The sequence below is a fragment of the Ensifer sp. M14 genome, assembly GCF_003355565.1.
Taxonomy (GTDB): domain Bacteria; phylum Pseudomonadota; class Alphaproteobacteria; order Rhizobiales; family Rhizobiaceae; genus Ensifer.
Window position 1 is genome coordinate 172,309 of record NZ_QJNR01000018.1, and the last position, 18,314, is coordinate 190,622.

General features: G+C 60.0%; 20 protein-coding genes. 8 read left to right on the forward strand and 12 right to left on the reverse strand.

What is annotated here, in order from left to right; translation table 11 throughout:
* Positions 1-18: 18 nt before the first annotated feature.
* Positions 19-1,149 carry an LLM class flavin-dependent oxidoreductase gene (locus BLJAPNOD_RS33235; protein WP_115422965.1) on the reverse strand — a complete coding sequence of 377 codons (1,131 nt, stop codon included), beginning with the start codon at positions 1,147-1,149 and terminating at the stop codon, positions 19-21.
* Positions 1,150-1,159: 10 nt separating this feature from the next.
* Complete coding sequence (locus BLJAPNOD_RS33240) at positions 1,160-2,005, reverse strand: ABC transporter substrate-binding protein (RefSeq protein WP_115423183.1); 846 nt, start codon at positions 2,003-2,005, stop codon at positions 1,160-1,162.
* Between the two features lie 221 nt (positions 2,006-2,226).
* On the opposite strand from BLJAPNOD_RS33240, the gene BLJAPNOD_RS33245 reads away from it, so the two are divergent.
* Both BLJAPNOD_RS33245 and BLJAPNOD_RS33250 read left to right on the forward strand, forming a co-directional pair.
* Complete coding sequence (locus tag BLJAPNOD_RS33245; RefSeq protein ID WP_115422966.1) at positions 2,227-2,592, forward strand: metalloregulator ArsR/SmtB family transcription factor; 366 nt, start codon at positions 2,227-2,229, stop codon at positions 2,590-2,592.
* Positions 2,593-2,599: 7 nt separating this feature from the next.
* Positions 2,600-3,259 carry a glutathione S-transferase N-terminal domain-containing protein gene (locus BLJAPNOD_RS33250; RefSeq protein WP_115422967.1) on the forward strand — a complete coding sequence of 220 codons (660 nt, stop codon included), beginning with the start codon at positions 2,600-2,602 and terminating at the stop codon, positions 3,257-3,259.
* Between the two features lie 20 nt (positions 3,260-3,279).
* Here BLJAPNOD_RS33250 and BLJAPNOD_RS33255 read toward each other — a convergent pair whose 3' ends face one another.
* Both BLJAPNOD_RS33255 and BLJAPNOD_RS33260 read right to left on the reverse strand, forming a co-directional pair.
* Positions 3,280-4,470 carry a cystathionine beta-lyase gene (locus BLJAPNOD_RS33255; RefSeq protein WP_115422968.1) on the reverse strand — a complete coding sequence of 397 codons (1,191 nt, stop codon included), beginning with the start codon at positions 4,468-4,470 and terminating at the stop codon, positions 3,280-3,282.
* A 105-nt stretch (positions 4,471-4,575) separates the two neighbouring features.
* Positions 4,576-5,481 carry an ABC transporter substrate-binding protein gene (locus tag BLJAPNOD_RS33260; protein WP_244611212.1) on the reverse strand — a complete coding sequence of 302 codons (906 nt, stop codon included), beginning with the start codon at positions 5,479-5,481 and terminating at the stop codon, positions 4,576-4,578.
* 137 nt (positions 5,482-5,618) lie between these two features.
* Between BLJAPNOD_RS33260 and BLJAPNOD_RS35285 the strand changes: the two genes are divergently transcribed.
* The 4 genes from BLJAPNOD_RS35285 (at position 5,619) to BLJAPNOD_RS33275 (ending at position 9,786) form a co-directional block, all read left to right on the forward strand.
* The gene (locus BLJAPNOD_RS35285; RefSeq protein WP_147294633.1) at positions 5,619-6,062 is read left to right on the forward strand and encodes a hypothetical protein; all 444 of its coding nucleotides are present in this window, start codon (positions 5,619-5,621) and stop codon (positions 6,060-6,062) included.
* A complete protein-coding gene (locus tag BLJAPNOD_RS33265) occupies positions 6,014-6,826 on the forward strand; it encodes an aminoglycoside phosphotransferase family protein (protein WP_115422970.1) in 813 nt (270 codons plus the stop codon). Before BLJAPNOD_RS35285 ends, BLJAPNOD_RS33265 begins: the two co-directional genes overlap by 49 nt.
* A gap of 400 nt (positions 6,827-7,226) precedes the next feature.
* On the forward strand, positions 7,227-8,390 hold the full coding sequence (locus BLJAPNOD_RS33270; RefSeq protein ID WP_077504633.1) for an MFS transporter: 1,164 nt from the start codon (positions 7,227-7,229) through the stop codon (positions 8,388-8,390).
* 280 nt (positions 8,391-8,670) lie between these two features.
* Positions 8,671-9,786 (forward strand): Glu/Leu/Phe/Val dehydrogenase dimerization domain-containing protein, encoded by a 1,116-nt coding sequence (locus tag BLJAPNOD_RS33275; RefSeq protein ID WP_115422971.1) that lies wholly within the window; start codon positions 8,671-8,673, stop codon positions 9,784-9,786.
* Positions 9,787-9,910: 124 nt separating this feature from the next.
* Here BLJAPNOD_RS33275 and BLJAPNOD_RS33280 read toward each other — a convergent pair whose 3' ends face one another.
* The 6 genes from BLJAPNOD_RS33280 to BLJAPNOD_RS33305 all read right to left on the reverse strand — a co-directional run bounded on the left by BLJAPNOD_RS33280 (position 9,911) and on the right by BLJAPNOD_RS33305 (position 14,822).
* Entirely contained in the window at positions 9,911-10,165 is a 255-nt protein-coding gene (locus tag BLJAPNOD_RS33280) for a hypothetical protein (RefSeq protein ID WP_077504618.1), read from the reverse strand.
* A gap of 83 nt (positions 10,166-10,248) precedes the next feature.
* Complete coding sequence (locus BLJAPNOD_RS33285; protein ID WP_115422972.1) at positions 10,249-11,115, reverse strand: glycine betaine ABC transporter substrate-binding protein; 867 nt, start codon at positions 11,113-11,115, stop codon at positions 10,249-10,251.
* Positions 11,116-11,179: 64 nt separating this feature from the next.
* Positions 11,180-12,058 carry a proline/glycine betaine ABC transporter permease gene (locus BLJAPNOD_RS33290; RefSeq protein WP_115422973.1) on the reverse strand — a complete coding sequence of 293 codons (879 nt, stop codon included), beginning with the start codon at positions 12,056-12,058 and terminating at the stop codon, positions 11,180-11,182.
* Between the two features lie 25 nt (positions 12,059-12,083).
* On the reverse strand, positions 12,084-13,316 hold the full coding sequence (gene proV, locus BLJAPNOD_RS33295; RefSeq protein ID WP_077504621.1) for a glycine betaine/L-proline ABC transporter ATP-binding protein ProV: 1,233 nt from the start codon (positions 13,314-13,316) through the stop codon (positions 12,084-12,086).
* A 441-nt stretch (positions 13,317-13,757) separates the two neighbouring features.
* Positions 13,758-14,309, reverse strand: a complete 552-nt coding sequence (locus BLJAPNOD_RS33300) for an SH3 domain-containing protein (protein ID WP_244611199.1) — start codon at positions 14,307-14,309, stop codon at positions 13,758-13,760.
* 12 nt (positions 14,310-14,321) lie between these two features.
* A complete protein-coding gene (locus BLJAPNOD_RS33305; protein ID WP_115422974.1) occupies positions 14,322-14,822 on the reverse strand; it encodes an invasion associated locus B family protein in 501 nt (166 codons plus the stop codon).
* A 293-nt stretch (positions 14,823-15,115) separates the two neighbouring features.
* On the opposite strand from BLJAPNOD_RS33305, the gene BLJAPNOD_RS33310 reads away from it, so the two are divergent.
* Positions 15,116-15,364, forward strand: a complete 249-nt coding sequence (locus tag BLJAPNOD_RS33310; protein ID WP_115422975.1) for a BON domain-containing protein — start codon at positions 15,116-15,118, stop codon at positions 15,362-15,364.
* Positions 15,365-15,564: 200 nt separating this feature from the next.
* The gene (locus BLJAPNOD_RS33315; protein WP_115422976.1) at positions 15,565-16,353 is read left to right on the forward strand and encodes an FkbM family methyltransferase; all 789 of its coding nucleotides are present in this window, start codon (positions 15,565-15,567) and stop codon (positions 16,351-16,353) included.
* Positions 16,354-16,729: 376 nt separating this feature from the next.
* Here the strand turns inward: BLJAPNOD_RS33315 and BLJAPNOD_RS33320 are convergent, their stop codons facing one another.
* Both BLJAPNOD_RS33320 and BLJAPNOD_RS33325 read right to left on the reverse strand, forming a co-directional pair.
* The gene (locus tag BLJAPNOD_RS33320) at positions 16,730-17,155 is read right to left on the reverse strand and encodes a DUF4168 domain-containing protein (RefSeq protein ID WP_115422977.1); all 426 of its coding nucleotides are present in this window, start codon (positions 17,153-17,155) and stop codon (positions 16,730-16,732) included.
* 328 nt (positions 17,156-17,483) lie between these two features.
* The gene (locus BLJAPNOD_RS33325) at positions 17,484-18,239 is read right to left on the reverse strand and encodes an SDR family oxidoreductase (RefSeq protein ID WP_115422978.1); all 756 of its coding nucleotides are present in this window, start codon (positions 18,237-18,239) and stop codon (positions 17,484-17,486) included.
* Between the last annotated feature and the right edge of the window lie 75 nt (positions 18,240-18,314).

The following is an 18,314-nucleotide window of genomic DNA, read 5'->3' on the forward strand; positions in this document are numbered from 1 at the left end:
TACCTTATGACGAGAGGCTCATGCGCTCTTCACGGTGGAGAGATCCCGGTCGAACAGGGTGGACCAGGTGAAATTGCGGGCCGGGGCAATGTCGCGCTGAACGTCGAGGCGCGGCAGGACCTTTTCGCCGAAGCGATAAGCCTCCTCCAGCAGCGGCATGCCCGACAGGATGAAGGTTTCCACGCCCGCCTGCTGATAGGCTTCAAGCGTGCGCAGGACCGTATCGGGCGAACCGACAATGGCCGTGCCGGGACCCGGCCTTACCAGGCCGATGCCTGCCCAGAGATTGGGAGCGACTTCGAGATCGCGCAGATTGCCCGGCTTCAGCCCGCCATGCATCGCCGTCATGCGTTGCTGCCCGACGGAATCGCTTTTGGCGACAAAACGTTGATTGGCGGCAATCGCGGCGTCGTCCATGCGCGCATAAAGATCGGCTGCCGCCTCCCAGGCTTGCTCGTCGGTGTCGCGCACGATGACATAGAGACGAATACCGTATTGGAGCTCACGCCCGTAATGGGCGGCACGGACCTTCACCGCCTCGATCTTGTGGCCGATTTGCTCGGGCGTCTCGCCCCAGGACAGGTAGGTATCGACATGCTTGGCCGCGACATCGATCGCCTTGTCCGATGAGCCGCCGAACCAGAGCGGCGGCGGGGCGATCGTTTCACTGACGGGAAGCGCGAGCTTGGCGCCCTCGGTCGAGAAGTACTTGCCCTTGTGGGTGACGCTTTCGCCGGCAAACAACCGGTGCCAGAGCTGCAGATACTCATCCGCCATGTCGTAGCGCTCGTCATGCGGCAGCATCATCCCGTAGGCGCCGAGCATCTTTGCATCGCCGGAGACCACGTTGATCAACAGACGATCGCGGGAAAACTCCTGGAAGGTGGCGGCCATCTTGGCGAGGAGCGTGGGGGCGACCAGCCCGGGATGGATCGCGACCAGGAAGCGAAGGCGTTCGGTATGGGAGAGCAGCGCGCTTGCCAGCACCCAGACATCGTGGGCGCCCGTTGCAAACAAGGCACCGGTATAGCCGAGGTGATCGTAGGCTTGCGCCAGTTGTTTGTAATAGCCGTAATCGACCTTGCGGGAACCCTCCGGCTGCCAGGGATAAGCGCCATCAGGCGCGCACATATACCAGAATACGTTCACGTTCAGGTCCTCAATATGCTGTCTTCAACGGTTGGCCGACCGTAATGGAATGATGGAAATGGCCATGGCGGTGAAGCGTGTCTGCTTCTTCCTGCTGCTCGGCAAGAACTGCGCCATCAATCGGACCGACGGCAAAATCGCGCGAGCGCACGACCCGTTCCCACACATCAACGTCCGTACCAGTGCGGTCGTCGGCGGCAAGCAGCTGGGCCGCCGCCTTCGGTTCGGCGGCGATTTCGCGGCCGATCCGGTTGAGCTCGGCTGCGATGGTTGCGAGTTCGCCGGCAGACAGCCCTGTTCGCCGCAGTGTCCAAAACAGCGAACGGTTGGGAATTGCCGCTCCGCAGCGCAAAAGCAGACGCAGATCGCTTCGCTCGATCGCCTTTTCGAGGCGCGGCGACATCGCCACCCAGGCGTCGACACGACCTTCAAGCAACTCCGTCAACGAATCCCGCGTGCCGCTCTCGATCCGCTCGACGTCGGACAGAACAAGGCCCTGCCCTTCCAGACTGCGGGCCAGCAGATAGGTGTGAAAGGACCCGTCGATCAACGAGATCCTGCGCCCGACGAGATCGGCGACCTTTGAGATGTCGCTCGATGCACGCACGAAGATTGCGCCGTTGGCTGGACGGGGAGCTGAGGCGGCGATGTACTCTACGCCAAGACCACGGGCATCCGCCTCAAGCGGCGGCGTGGAACCGGTGCCGCCGAAATCGATGTCGCCCTGATCGATCAGCGCGGCGGTATCCCGCCCCTCGCCGTAAGGAACGAATACAGGATCGAGTTCGGCGAAAGCACCCGGCCACAGGCGCGACAAGCGCAGATGCAGGTTGTTGGGGTGAACACCAATTCTCATGACCATTCCAATCGAAGTCTTGCAGTGCCGATGCGGATAATCTACTTTTTTATAAAATGAATGCGAGCAAGGTCGTGCCCATGACGGTAGAGGGGCGAGATATTTAATCTATAAATTCTACCGATATTAAAATGTTCTGCCGCAAGGGCGTTTCCCGCCGGTCGGCGCATTGAAATCGGCGAGATCTCACTTTACTTTTTTATGAAGCGAGAGAGGCAATTATGACGAAACCGGCACCGACGAAGGTCTGTCGCAGCGTTGGCGAGGCCAGCGAGTTGTTGAAATTGATCGCGAATGCCAATCGCCTGGCGATCGTCTGCTATCTCATGGAAGCGCAAGCCTCGGTCTCGGCGCTGGAAACCGAGCTCGGCATCCGCCAGCCGACGCTGTCGCAACAGCTCGCAGAGTTGCGCGAGGCCGGGATCATCGAGGGGCGGCGTGACGGCAAGGCGATTGTATACAGAGTCGTCGATCCCCGCGTGGAAACCGTCGTTCTTGCCTTGCGCAAGATGTTCGACGGGCTCGACGACGTTACCGGCCGCTTCGGCATGGCGAAGTTGCCGGTCGACGAACTGATGTTCGATTGAGCACTACATGATTGATTTTTATACCTGGATCACGCCGAACGGGCTGAAGGTCGCAATTGCCCTCGAAGAATTCGGTCTGCGTTACCGAGCGCATGCCATCGACATCACCAAAGGCGCGCAATTCTCACCGGATTATCTGGCGATCAATCCGGGCGGCAAGATACCGGCGATCACCGACCACGCCACCGGCATCACTCTGTCGGAGTCCGGCGCCATCCTCTTCTATCTCGCAGAAAAGACCGGCCGCTTCCTTCCACCAAGCGGCGCTGCACGGCACCAAACGATCGAATGGTCGACGTGGCAGGCGGCCAGTTTTGCCCCGACGCTTGGCCACGCCCACAATTTTCTGACCTACAACCCTGGCATGGCACCATTTGCCGAAGAGATCTTCCGCAAAGACACGCAACGGCTATACGAAACACTCGATAAGCGGCTTGAAGGCCGCGACTATATGGTCGACGACTACTCGATTGCCGACATGGCGACCTGGCCATGGGTTTCACGCTTCGTCCGTCACAAGGTCGACCTATCTGACTATCCGAATGTCAGGCAGCGGTATCTGCGTCTCGCGCTTCGACCGACCGTCAAACGGGGCTATGAAGTGCCCCATTTCACCGGCGCCATCCCCTGCCCTGATCAATTAAAGGGTCCGGAAGAAGAGCTTTGAAAGGAACGAGCGGCAGCCACTCAGATTGCCGCTGCAGCCGCGAAAGCGCGCTCAAGATCGGCCTTGAGGTCCTCGACTTCTTCGAGGCCGATGTGGATCCGCAGCACCGGCCCCTCGGTCGGCGCGCTCAGGATGTGCCGGTCAGCGAGGTCCACATGGAGCGCCAGGCTCGCAAACCCGCCCCATGAATAGCCGAGCCCGAACAGCGACAAGCCATCGAGGAAAGCCTGCGCGCTGGCTTTGAACTCATCTGGTCGTGCGACGTTCAGCACGAAGGAAAAGACGCCGCTCGCACCTTTGAAATCCCGCTTCCAGATGTCGTGGCCGGGAAAACTCGGAAGTGCCGGGTAAAGAACACGGGCGACATCGTCGCGCGTCTCCAGCCACAGCGCGATTTCAAGCGCGCTTTTCTGGTGGCGTTCGAGGCGCACGCCCATCGTGCGCATTCCGCGCAGGGCCTGGTAGGCGTCATCCGGTGCGCCACATATTCCGAGCGCGCCATTCATATGCCTGAGGCGCGGCCAATATTGCGCATTGGCGGATACCGTCCCCATCAAGATGTCCGAATTGCCCGTCGGGTACTTGGTTGCCGCCTGGATCGAGACGTCCACGCCGTAGTCGAGCGGCCTGAAGAACAGCGGCGTCGCCCAGGCGTTGTCCATCGTCACGACAGCTGAAATGCGGTGCGCGGCTGCTGTGATCGCGGGCACGTCCTGCATCTCGAAAGTGTTGGAACCCGGCGCCTCAAGATGAACCAGTTTGGTATTCGGCTTGAAGTGCGTTTCGATCGCGGCCCCAATGGCGGGATCATAGTATTCAACCTCGATGCCGAACCGCGCCAGCATCGTATCGCAGAAATGGCGAACGTTACCGTAGACGGAATCGACGATCAGCGCATGGTCGCCCGGAGACAAAAGCGCCAGGAACGCGAGCGTGACCGCTGCGAGCCCTGACGGTACCAACAGGGTGCCGGCGGCCCCTTCAAGCTCGTTGATGGCCTCGCAAAGTGCATCCGTCGTCGGCGTACCGCGTGTGCCGTAGGTGTATTTCTGGTCGTGGCCCTCCATCGCCTTGGCGTTCGGGAAGAGCACCGTGGAGGCACGTACCGTCGGCGGGTTGATGAAGCCGTGATAGTCGAACGGATCGTATCCCGCCCGCGAGAGCTTCGTGATGGTTCCGAGTTTCTTCGAGATATCGTCGTTGTCGTTCATGAAATCCTGCAATTCCCAACCGAGGCAGACCCGGCATTCTTAAATGGAGCGCATGCGAAAGCCGGCGCCCCATAGCGCCGGCTCGAGATTGCACTGATCAGCGTTTCACGAACCGCTCTTCGGCAGGCCGGGTGGATTGGTCTGGGCTTTCTCGATTGCTTCGGGACCGAGTTTCCAGGTCTCCAGGATCTTGCGATAATCACCGCTTGCGATCAGGTCGTTGATGACACCGGTCAGCGGTTCGGCAAGGCCGCTGCCTTTGCGGGTCGTAACGGCAATTTCGGCCGAGATCGGCCAACCGCCGCTGACAGTGCCGACGAGCTTGGTCTTGCCGTTGATTGCTGCGGAATAGGCCTGTGTCGCGTTGACACTGAACACAACGTCCGCTCGGCCCGACTGGACCGCCAGATCCTTCACGGCATCATCGTCGTAGTACTTCACCTCGATTGCCGACAGGCCGGCGGCGAGGTTTTGCCTGTCCCATTCGAGCAGGATCTTTTCCTGATTGGTTCCGGCATCGGTAATCACCTTCAGACCGGCGATGTCCTTCGGCGCCTTGATCGCCTGGATGCTGCTGTCGGCCTTGACGTAGAAACCGAGTTCATCCTTGCGATAGGTCGAGAAGTCAAACTTCTCCTTGCGCTCCTCTGTCACCGTGACGTTGGAGATCACGGCATCGAACTTGCCGGACACCAACCCAAGAGGCCAATCCGCCCAGGCGACGGAAACCAGTTGCAGATCGCGCCCGAGGCTGTCGGCAATCGCTTGCGCCAGATCGACGTCATACCCGATGACCGTCTTGCTGTCCGATGCGTAGTCGTGCAGCGGAAGATGGCCGCTGGTGCTGATGCCGATTGTCAGCGCGCCGTCCTGGACAAATTTGTAGTCCGCGGGGACCTCTGCGATGCGCTTGTCGTTCTTTTCCACCCGCAACCTGTTTGCCTGCTCGGGACTGAGATCGAAAGCGTCGGCCGCAAAAGCCGCCGATGCACCAAACATGATTGCGGCCATCGCGCCGGCTGCCAGAAGTTTTCTATTGTGGAGAATGCCCATTCCGCCCGTCCCTTCATCTCTCGGTTTCAAGCCAGGTGCTCAGCCCTGATCTGACACGGACTATTGTCTATTAAAATAGTAGACATAAGAAATGATTGATCGTCATTCTGCCGGAGTGGGAAAAATCCGTTCGGGATGCGCCGAAGCGCTTTCGAAACCAATATATCAAACAGTTTTCATACTTAGTTGTACTTATTGAATTTTTACATTCTCGCTTGAACACACGCGGCTTGCGGTCGATCAAAACGGCCCGCCGTCAGCCGCCCGACATCCATAAGACCTTCGTTGGCGAGACCATCGTCGCCGGTCAAGCGCGATTCTTCGTCAACGATGGTTCCCAGACCCGGATCAGCGAACACGACAAGTCCAGGGCGGACGATCTCGACATCTCGTCGCTATGCGTGGGCGCAGAAGAAATGACCCTCCGGACGCGGCTTTGTTCCTCGTTCGAAGTGGCCTATAGCGGTCATTGCGCACATGGACGAAGACCATGGCCAACGGCAACCGCTTCAGGACCTATATCGACCGTTGGGCGCTGACGCCCGATGGGGATCCGATTGTCACGCATTCAAGCCGCCTCCTCCCGGTGCTTTGCAGCGGCGCGCCTGCCATGCTGAAGGTTGCGACGGCGCCGGAGGAGAAATGGGGTGCCGGCCTCATGTTATGGTGGGACGGGGTCGGCGCTGCGCGCGTGATCGCGCATGATGACGACGCCATCCTGCTTGAGCGCGCGGTCGGCGGCCGCTCGCTCGCGGATATGGCTGCGAACGGCGCCGACGACGAAGCCAGCATTATCATCTGCAACGCCGTTGCGGCTCTGCACAAACCACGCACGGCACCAGAGCCTTGCCTCACCCCGCTCGCTGAGCGCTTTCAGGCGCTCACGACGGCACCGGAGGGCGAGCGGTTGGAGCGATCCGCCGAAGCGGCGCGCTTCCTTCTTTCCGACCCCCGTGAGGTCGTCCCCCTTCACGGTGACATTCACCACGGCAACATTCTCGATTTCGCGGATCGGGGGTGGCTCGCTATCGATCCGAAACGGCTGAAGGGTGAACGTGGATTCGACTACGCCAACCTCTTCTGCAATCCAGACCATCCAATCGTCACGGCTCCCGGTCGTCTGGCAAGGCAGGTGGCGCTGGTGGCTCAAGCCGCACAGTTGGAGCGCACACGCCTGTTGCTCTGGATACTCGCCTGGGCTGGCCTTTCAGCGACATGGCACATCGAGGATGGAGAGGTGCAGCATATTGCGCCAACCCTGCAAATCGCGGACATCGCCGCAGCCGAAATCGACAAAGGCTGAAGCCGCTCGCCGGTCAGTGGGATTGAAGTCGTGCCCGGCGTGCGCCCTTTCGCGGCCGGCGCGCGAGCCACCGCATTCCTCACCTGATCGTGCTCTTCGCGACAATTGAACCAACCGCCTAGCGTTCATGTTCATTCTTTTCATCGCCCTATCGAAAGCTGATGAACAGCGCACAACAAGCCGCGTACGGAGGTCACGTGCGCTACCAGCAATTTCTCACGGCTTTGGCGCATCTTGGGCATCGTATACTGAGCGATCTCGGCAACGCCCGGTTGACAGCCCCGCGGCCTTGTCGCAGAAATTATGAAAATGATTTTCAGACTCGCTCGCGCCCCACCGGGCCGTCGAGACAATGACAAACGGGCAAGTTGGCGACACGATACCGCGAGGAGCAATGCGCATGACCAGTCAACGGCTCATCATGCTGATCTTTTTCCTGCAGCCGATCGCTTTCGGCGCCTGGCTGCCGCGCATTCCGGACATTCAACAGAAGCTCGGCCTCGGACCGGCGGACCTGGCAATCGCACTGCTGGGAATGCCTGCAGGCATCCTGCTCACCCTGCCCTTCGCGGGCCGCTTCGTCGCTCGGATCGGCGGCCGCGCCACCATTGTCTATGGGTTTGTGGCCTTTCTGGGCATTGTCTGGCTGCCGACATGGGCACCAAGCATCGAGATGCTTTTCGCGACGCTCGCTGTCGTCGGGGTGGCGCTGGCGACATTGGAGTTGGGCCTCAACGTCGAAGCCGACGCGATCGAGAAGCGATCCGGCCAGCTGATCATGAGCACCTGTCATGGCTTTTGGAGCCTCGGCATCATGGCGGGTAGTCTGGTCGGTATTGGTTTGGCGGCGATCGGCATATCGCCTGAATGGGCCGTCCTCATGACAGCGGCGGTGATGTTGCCCATCAGCCTGCTGGCAGCAAGGATGCTGCCCGATCTTCGTGCCACGGAAAAGCCCGATGCGCCCATCGTTGACGAAAGACGCCGCGGGCCAAGCCGGGCGTTGCTTGGCATCTGCTTCTTCGTTTTCGGCATTACAATGACAGAAGGCGCGGTGGCGGACTGGTCGGCGGTTTACCTGCGCGACGTGTTCGGGCTCACCGGCGCTGGCGCCGGCTTCGGCTATTCGATCTTCGCATTCATGGTTGCCGCAGGACGCTTTGGCGGCGACCACCTCAAGGCCAGCTATGGACCGATTGCGGTGGCTCGCGTTTGTGGCGTCGCGAGTATCGCAGGGCTGGCCCTGGTCGCCACGAGCCCTGCCGCCTGGGTGGCTCTCGTCGGTTTCGCAGCCATGGGTTTCGGCGTCTCGGTCGGCTTCCCGCTCGCGGTCACGGCCGCTGCCGACCAGAACGACCGGCCAGCGGCGGCCAGTGTCGCCATCCTGTCGTTCGTGGCACTTCTCGGTTTTCTGATTGGACCGCCAATGATCGGCCTGGTCGCGGAACACAGCGACATGCGCTTGGGCCTGGGTATGCTCATTCCATTCCTCGCCGTGAGCCTGGTGTTGACCGGCAAGCTGAAACCAGCGACGAACGCAGTTCCCGCGCCGGCATCGACCTGACGACGCAAACGCCTGTGAAAGCCCGCTCAATGGGCTGCCTTCGCACTTCCCGCTTGTCCCCGCAGCGAAGCCTGTTGGGCAGAACACGCCGCCGAAACTCGTCGCAACAACATCTGATCGGAGCAGACAGTCTCGGTGACAGAAGGGGCTGTCCTTTGCGATTGTTGCGTGGCGATTTGCTCCGGCGAAATGCACGATCGAGCGACGGCCCTCATTTCGAAACCAAAAATCGTCAAGAATGGTTAGCCTTGAAGCCGTCAACCATTGGGGAGGAAAACCAATGCAAAACGTGCAGAATCTGCGCCGTGAAGTCCCCGGCGCTTCCACCTTCGATGTCACCGACATTACGGCCGAAGCGGCAGCCCTGCCCGGCTTCGACGGTCACGAACAGGTCTGGCTGGGTCGCGACACCGAGCGTGGACTGGAGGCAATAGTCGCTGTTCACACGACGGTCCTCGGCCCGGCATTGGGAGGGACGCGCATCTGGCCGCATGTCAGTTTCGCGGCCGGCGTCACCGACGCGCTGCGCCTTTCACGCGGCATGAGCTTCAAATCCGCCATTGCCGGTCTGGCGCTTGGCGGCGGCAAGGCAGTCATCATCGCCGATCCGAAAAGGGACAAGACGCCAGCGATGCTGGAGGCCTACGCCGAGATGCTGAATGCACTGGTAGGCCAATATATCACGGCAGAAGACGTCGGCATGACGCTTGCGGACGCGGATTTTCTCGCCGAGCGCACGCCGAATGTCAGCGGGACGACCCGCGGCGGCAGCGGCAATCCATCGCCCTTTACGGCATTGGGCACATTCCTCGGCCTCAAGGCTGCGCTGCGTCATCGCACAGGCAGTGACGATCTGAAGGGCATCCGCGTCGCGATACAGGGACTAGGCTCGGTCGGTTGGGGGCTAGCCAAAAGGCTTCACGCCGAAGGTGCCAAGCTGATTGTCTCCGATCTCGACCCGGCACGCACCGAACGCGCTGCTCAGGAACTCGGTGCTACAGTCGTCGAGGGCCAGGAGATCATTGCTGCGGATGTCGAGGTATTCGCGCCCTGTGCACTCGGTGGCGTCCTGTCAGCCGCCACGATCCCGCTGCTGCAGGCCAGGATCGTCGCCGGAGCCGCTAACAATCAGCTTGCCACGGTCACCGACGGCGAACGTCTGCGAGAAAGAAACATCCTCTATGCGCCTGACTACGTGATCAACGCCGGCGGTGTCATCAATGTCGCTGCGGAAATCGGAAGCGGCCGCTACAGCCTCGACAACGTGATGGCGCGCGTCAGCCAGATCCCCTCGACGTTGACGCGCATCTTCGAGCGCGCCGCGCAGGAAGGCCGCACGACCGACGACGTGGCCGAAACCATGGCCCGGGAGATCATCGAGACAGCTCGACGGTAAATTGGGACCCAAGGCTCGCCGTCCGTGGCGGTGCTATCTCGGGCGTTTTGCAAACGCACGAGCGCACCGAGAAGCCGGATCGGCGACCTGACCGACGGAGACAAAGGGGCGCGCTGTTCGCTATTCAGCGTGGCCCCAATCCTCGACCTGTCAGCAGCCATGAGAGGCTGACGCTCAACACGCCGGCAATCATCGCCAGGCGATTGGCGCGTGGAGCGGCTCGATCATTTTCCCAATCGAACCACGTCTTCGTTTCCACGCCAACGATCTTGGCGGCGCTTTGTGCCGAGACATTCAGTGCGTCGCGCGCGAGTGACATGCGGCCGCCGATCGTATCGTCCTGTACGCAGGCCACGTTTTCCCAATTGTTGAAGTTCATCGGTATCCCTTTCCATTCTGGCGCTAGCGGTGCGCCCGGCGCCCTCTTGCAGACGCCGGGCTGATCTTCAGCGGACGATTGGCTTAGTCTCCGAGCCAGACCTTCACCTGATCGGGATGATCGGCGATGTATTTCTCAACTGCGGCGTCGTAGGAGGTCTGCTGCGCCTCGAACATCGCGGCTTCCAGGTCACCGATCGGCAGCTTCATTCGGGAAAGGAAAGCGGCGACTTCGGGATTATCGTGCTTGAACCCCTGGCGCGCCAGCACATCGACATGCTCGGCCTCACCAAGCGAGCCCTTCGGATCGGCGATATAGCGAAGCTCGTATTTGCCGAACATCCAATGGGGGCTCCACGACGTTGCGACGAACCATTTCTCGGTCCTGACGGCGCGGTCGACCGAGGTCAGCATGCCGGCCTCGCTGGAGATCTGAAGCTTGTAGTCCTCAAGCCCATAGTCCCGGAGCGCCTTTTCCGAAAGGCGCGTCAGGCCTGCACCGGGATCGATGCCCTGGACCGTTGAGCCGAGCTTCTGCTTGATTTCGGGCTTCTGCAGATCCTCGATCGAGTTGAGCTCGCTTTCGGGAATGTACGCAGGGACGACCCAGCCGAGCTTGGCGCCTTCGTAAACGGTGCCCAGCGTCTCGACCTTGTCTTTCACCTTGCCGTAGTAGTCGGCATGGGTCTGCGGCAGCCAGGCCATCATCATCGCATCGAGATCGCCGCGGCTCACCCCTTGATAGAGCGGCGCCACGTCGGTCTGCACGAGTTCGACCTCCCGCCCCAATTCGTCCTTGATGATCTTTGCTGCGAGCTTGGTCACGAATTCCGCGTCGGACCAGGCGGCCCAGCCGATTTTCACGGGCTTTGCCTCCTCGGCGAAACTGGCACCGACCGGGCCGGCAACAAACATGGCTGCAAGGCCGATGGTTGCGATTGTCTTGAACATATCAATCCTTCCTATGCATTTCGGATGGGGACGGGCACGACCCGCCGTAGAGTGTGCGCGGCGCTCAAGCCGTACTGGCCTCGGGCTCGCGCAGTCCAACCTTCAAGAAAGGCAGCCGCCAGGTGGCCCCCTTCCTTCCAAGGCTCTGGGTGAGGCGGTCGAGGATGACGGCGAGGATGACAACGGCCAGGCCGCCTTCGAAGCCGGTGCCGACATCGAGCCGTTGGATACCCGTCAGCACGGTGTTGCCGAGGCCGCCGGCGCCGATCATCGATGCGATGACCACCATGGAAAGTGACAACATGATCGTCTGATTGATGCCCGCCATGATCGATGGCATGGCATTGGGGAGCTGGACCTTGAGGAGAAGCTGGGTTGGCGTACAGCCAAAGGCATTGCCGGCCTCGACGAATTCCACATCCACCTGCCGGATGCCGAGATTGGTCAGGCGCACGACCGGGGGCATCGAAAAGATGACGGTCGCAATGGTGCCGGGAACGGCGCCGAGCCCGAAAAACATGGCCGCCGGGATGAGGTAGACGAAGGCCGGCATTGTCTGCATGAGATCAAGCCCCGGGCGGATGATCGCAGCAACGGGATCTCGTCGCGCCATGGCGACGCCGAGCGGCAGGCCGACGATCATCGCGATGACCGTCGAAGCAATGACCAGAGACAACGTCTCCATCATCGCTGCCCACAGCCCCATCTGCCCGACCAGCGCGAGCGACAGGCCGGCAAAGACCGCAAAGCCGAACGAGACGCGCCATAGGGCGAGAAGGGCGAAGATCGCGATCCCGACCGGCATCGGAATTGCGAGCAGGCCGCTCTGCAAACCGTTCGTGACGAACCCGATCGACGCTGCAATGAGATCGAGTGCGGGCGAAAAATTGTCGAGGATGTAATTGACGGCCGAATCGATGCCGTCTCCGATGTCGAAGCTCATGGTTTTATCCGATTGGCTGGGAGTTTCAGTTGGCGCGGTCGAGCGTCTCAAGCAGCACCGACTTGCTGATGGCGCCGACATAACGGTGCTGGTCGTCGACAACGGGAACCGGCCACGCGCTCGCCGCCACTTGCCCAAGGACACCAGAGAGCTGCTCGCTGGCACGGATCGGCGCCGCATCTGCAAGAAATGCCTTGCGATACGGGTCGTCCGCCTTCGAACGGATCTTCTCCATCAACGACGTCTGGCTGACCATGCCATGGTATTTCATGTCGCGGCCGACGATGATCGCAAATTCCCGGTCGCGGCTCTTCATCTGCTCCAATGCGGCTGCGGCGGAAACACCCTGACGCTCGATGATGGTGATCTGGTTCTTTCGCGCCACGTCGCCGGCCTTGAAAACCTGGGAGACGTCGACATTTCGGAAGAACGACCTGACGTAGTCGTTAGCCGGATTGCCGACAATTTCGTCCGGCGTGCCAACCTGAACGACGTTGCCGTTCTGCATGATGCAGATACGGTCACCGATGCGCATCGCCTCGTCGAGATCGTGGCTGACGAAGACGATCGTGCGGCTTTGTTCGGATTGCAGTCGGACGAGCTCGTCCTGCATTTCCGTGCGGATGAGCGGATCAAGTGCCGAGAATGCCTCGTCCATCAGCAGGATCGACGGTTCACTGGCCAGCGCCCGGGCAAGGCCGACACGCTGTTTCATGCCGCCTGAGAGCTCGTCGGTGCGGCTTTCACAATAGCCCTTGAGCCCGACGGCTTCCAACGCCGCCATGGCCTTGGCTTTGCGCTCGACTTCCCCAACGCCAGCGACTTCCAACCCGAAGGCGGCGTTGTTCACGACATTGCGGTTCGGGAGAAGCGCAAAAGACTGGAACACCATGCTGATGTCCCGGCGGCGGAGTTCGATCAGAGCCTTGCGCGACATCTTCGTGATGTCCTGGCCGTCGATCTCGATTGAGCCGGAGGTCGGCTCGATCAGTCTGTTGAGCAAGCGTAGAAGTGTGGATTTCCCGGAACCGGACAGGCCCATGATCACAAAGATCTCACCCGCCTTGATATCGAAGCTGGCGCTGTTGACGCCAATGGAGCAACCGGTTTCTCTGTGAATGTCTGCCTTGCCCTTGCCGGAGCGAAGAAGCTTCAGGCCATCTTCGGGATATTCACCGAAGATTTTGTAGACGTCCTTCAATCGTATCTTTGTCGAACTCTCGGACGCACTGTTCTCATGTTCAGTCGTAAAAGCCATAAAAAATTGCCGCCTGCTCAATAGCTGACGCACTCTCCTTGTTTGTGATCTTCAACATTCCTCAAGCAAACGTCGCTCAAGAAAGCGCTTTCTACAGACGCGAATCCCGTACAGCGGGGTGCGAATAAGTCAATCCTCGGCAATCGTCAGATGAGTATCATTATAACGATACGTGCTGCGTTGGTTGGCGCGGAGAAACTCTGTTTCTACAATGGCTGCTGACGGCCGAGGCGCAAAGGATGGCCTTTATTACGACACAGAGTTCCAGATGTCCATTGAAAATTCTATTCTTTTGGCAATCGGGATATGCCCACGCAATTCCACGACGCCCGGCGGACAGCCGAACACACCGCAAAAGAACGCTTATGCAGGCCCTCTTTGTCTCCCTGCCCAAGGGGGGCTTTCGGGCAATGAACGACAACGTTGCGGGAACGCTGACGGTTAGCCAACGACCTCATTGCGATAGACGCCCCATAAATCCACTTGCCTGACATATCCGGCGAGGCCATGTCGCCTGATGGTGACTTCGCACCAGGTTCCGTCGCAATGATCAAGCCTGACGAGCACGCCGCCCTGCAGGCGGGCGCGCTCGGATGCGGCCGGTGCAGGCGCAGTTCGCAGCGCTGTGTTCGTTTGCAGCCAGCTGCCGACCGTGGCCGTTCGTTGACCTGAAAGTAACGCCGCAGACATCCAGCCGGTTGTTCCGTCCGCATCGCGAACCATTCGCCAATTGCCGGACTCTTCCACCACCTCGAGCGGCAGGCCGGGAGTGACGTAGAGCCAGATGATCGGATAATCTGTGGACGGCCCGATCCGAAGCCTCGCAGCACCGCTCTTCAGGGATACGAATCGGGGGATTGCAAGGCCGGTGACGCGCCCGACGCTCCTTGCATCGGCGACCGGTGCCGGCAAATTTTTCCGGCTCCCTTCGCAATTCTCGAGCGCAAGCCACGACAGCAGCGCGCAGGACATCTGGACGATCATCGAGGCCATCTGGCGCTCAGCTCATCGTGCGCAGCGGGCAGCACCCTTGAGCGCTGCCGTCATGCCTTTCAGCGAGAACGAGTAAATCGTTTCCGTGCCGCGGCGCGAGCGCGCATTCAACGTCATCGTCGCCCCCGCCTTCATCGCCGCAACGAGTTCGGCATCGCGGACCTCGCGCCGTGTCCATGCGGCCCTGCCCTGCGGCGCCAAGGTGAAAGCCTTGTCGCCAACCGTAGCAGTCAGGGTCGAGCCGGGTTCGAGGTCGTAGCCCATAATCGCTTGCGGCACGTATCCGCTGCTCGAACGCGGCGGCGGTGCGACAAGGAAGAAGTTGTCGCCGTGGTCGACGTGATCGGGCTTCATCGTCGTTGGGATCGAGAGAATGTAGCAGGTGTCGCGGCCATCGTTTTTATAGGAGTACACGCCCCAGGCGCCGAAGGAATTGAGCTTCACGGGCTGCGCCTGCGCAACGGCGCAGCTGGTCAAAAAGATCGCGCAGGCAGCAATAACACTGGATTTCATCTTGTTTCCTTTAGCATGGAGGGGTCAGGCGGCGCGTCTCGACCGCGCACAAGATGCGCCATTCGCGGTCGCAATCATTGTCAAAACGTTAACGAAAGGCCCCCGGAAATTTGCGCCACCGCCAACGACCGAGACCGAAGCCCAGCGTGCGCCGGATCAGGCCGGCGAATGAGGCGCCGATAAAAATATCGTGACCTGATTGTGTTCGCCTGATGGGTCGACACCCCGTCGTTTGCCAGCGAACATGAACGGGAGATGAACGGATATTTGACCAATGCCCGGAGTTACCGCCCATGTTCGGCTTAACATTCGCGTCGCACACTACCTCGCAACGCTATGACATTGTTGGCGTAATGGCCGTTACCACTGCGATTGCCTATTGCGAAAACCTGACGGAAATCGATATTTCTGTGACGCACGAACGCGGCGTGATCTACCTCGACGGCGTTGTGCCCTCGATCACCGCGTGGGAGGAGGCCCAGAAAGTCGCCAACGAAGTTACCGGCTCACCAATCCGAAACCGGCTCCGCGTGGCCAGTTGACTGATTGCCTTAAGAAAAACGAGAGCTTCGGATTTGCCAGCGTCACCTCGCTGTCAGGCGCTTTGCGCTGACCTCGACACAGGCGCACGTTTCTATCCGAACGCGAAAGGAGCGGACAGACCTGGCCGCTGAACCCAACGGGTTAACGCGATGGAAAGCCGATGCTGCTAGCACTTCTGGGTTGAATTGGGAGACCCGAAATGCTGCCTGCAACATGGAAGCCGATTGAAGTCGGTGGCCTGATCCGGCTTGGATCTCCGCGTGACGGAGGCTATGTCGTTCCCAAGCGCGCGGTGCTTGCCTCCAAGTCCTTGATCAGCATGGGATTGAACGACGATTGGCAATTCGAGAAGTCGTTTCGCCGACTTGCGGATGCGGAGGTCGTTTGTTTCGATCACTCTGTCACCTGGAAGTTCTGGCTCCGGTACTATGTCGAACAGGTTTTGCGCCTTCGTTGGCTCAGGTTGGGGCGCTACCTGGATTATCGTTTGTTCTTCAGTCGGCCAGGCGTGGAGCACCGGCAGATCAGGATCGGCTATGATCAACCTGGCGAAGTTAACGTCCCGAGCCTGTTGAAGGAATTTTCGGGCAGCAACATCTTCCTGAAAATCGATATCGAGGGATCCGAGTACAGAATCCTCGATGACATAGCGATGAATTCGAGCCGCTTTACCTGCGTCGTGATCGAGTTTCATGATGTCGACCTCCATCGAGATCGTATCCTTCGGTTTGTCGAGGGGATGACGAATTTTTCAATCGTCTTTCTTCATCCCAACAATTTTGCCGGCACTGATGACCAAGGCGACCCGCTGGTTCTGGAGATGTGCCTCGTCCGGGACGACCTGCTCGACCCCGCGGTGCCTGGCGAACCAAGGCCCGAACTACCGGCAAATACGTCACGCCGCGCTGATATCGAGTTGCGATTCGCTCCAGCCGATACAAGTCAGCCGCCCGAGTTTCGCCGCGACCGCGCGGTTGGAGCCGAGTGACCTCGGCGTGGAAAACATCTACGTCAACAGCATTGCGCCGGGAGCGACGCGCACGGGCTCGCTGGGATCGATATGAAGCGATGCCGTTGCGGGAAAGAAGCTGATGCACACGCCCATCCGGCGGATGGAGCAGCTTATCCGCCTTCCGTGATTCTACTTGAAAGCGGGGTTCTCTCGGCGAACCGCAGAAAAGGACCGACGCTGCGCTGTTTCTGTGCGCGCCTGCGGCAAAATGGATCAGCGATCAAATTCTTACAGTCTCGGTCAGTGGCGTGCAGGAGCTGGATTGTGGAAGCGCCTAGTCAGTTCTTGCGCTCGACCACCGGCGGAGTCCAGGGGCCGGAGGCCCCTGCCCGCCTGCGCTACCGCGCCCTGCTTACTGCTGAGCCGGCGCACCGGTTTGGAGTTTTTCCTCGATTTTTTTGGCAACTGCGGGGTCGGCCTGTGCGGCTGACAGGATGGAAGAATATTCCTCAACTGATATGGCGCGAGAGGATTCCACGGCCTCGACCATCTCTTGGCTCGCTTCGGCCTCCAGCTTTTCCTTTGCTGCAGCGTCCGTCGTTGCGTCTATTTTCGCGGAATACTCCTGCCTGACCTTGTCGACCTGGAGGTAGGCAACCGCAAAAGCCTGGAGCTTCTGGTCGCTGATGGGAGCGCTTGCGCCCTTGCTGTCAGCTTGCCCCTGGGTCGGCGGCGTCGTTTGCGACTGGGCAGTTTCCAACGCGAATGCCGGGTTAAAGGCCGCGACACTGAAGACTGCGGCGGTCAGCGATGCAACGAGTGTGTGTCGAATATTCATGTCTATTCCTTTGTGACGTGTTCGTCGGCGATTTAGTGCCGCGCTCGATTGCTCCTTCAAACGGGATGCATGTGGAACGTCACGGACAATGAAACCCTCGAAAGGGCCCGCTGCGGCAGCGATTGGGTAATTTGCTGACCATTGAGCGGCGGCTTTGTGGCTCCCACTGAGGCCCGCAGTCGACATCGGCGCGCCTGTGCGGTGATGGCGCACATGGCAGACAGCAACGTCAGTCGCGGCGTAGCTTGCCCAATTTTCGACCGTGAACGTTGATCAGTCCGCGCGACGGTCGAATGATTGCCACCTGAACCAAGACCCGTCTTGCCGTCTAATGGGCAGTATAGGCTCCATCGACCAGGTGGTAGCTACCGGAGATAAAGCTGGCCTGCTCGGACAGCAGAAAGCAGACGAGCGCTGCAACTTCGTCCGGCGTACCGCGTCGCCCCATCGGCTGAAGCGCTTCCAAACGTCGGTTGCTCGTCAGATCGGGCTGTCCGGATACCAAAGGCGTTTCGATCCAGCCGGGGCCGACAGCATTGATGCGGATTCCTCGTCTTGCATATTCGATGGCCGCGGTCTTGGTCAGGCCGACGATTGCGTGCTTGGCGGCCGTATACGCGGATGCCATGGGCAAGCCGACCGAACCGAGGATGGATGACATGTTGACGATCGCACCACCACCCTGCCCCAACATCGCGGCAATCTGGTATTTCATGCAGTAGAACACGCCATTTAAGTTGACGTCTATCAGCCTCTGCCAATCGTCGACCGGGTAATCCCCTGTCACTCTGCGCACGCCGTCGACACCTGCATTGTTGACCGCCAGATGCAGGCCACCGCATGTATTGACAACGGACGCGACCAAATCTTCAACCGCAGCAGCGTCGGCGACGTCGACCACAAAGGGATAGGCTTTCCCGCCGGACGAACAGATTTCGTCCGCCACCGCTCGCGCGGTATCGGCATTGACATCTGCCACAGCCACCGTCGCCCCTTCCGCGCCGAGTTGGCGAGATATGGCGGCACCTATTCCAGAGCCCCCTCCTGTTACAAGTGCGACTTTCGCTGCGAAGCCAAGCTTCATTGTATGCATCCTCGTTGCCGACTCTAATCGACCAGAGACAGACACAAGCTGCAAGATGTTTCGTCGGTTGTCATC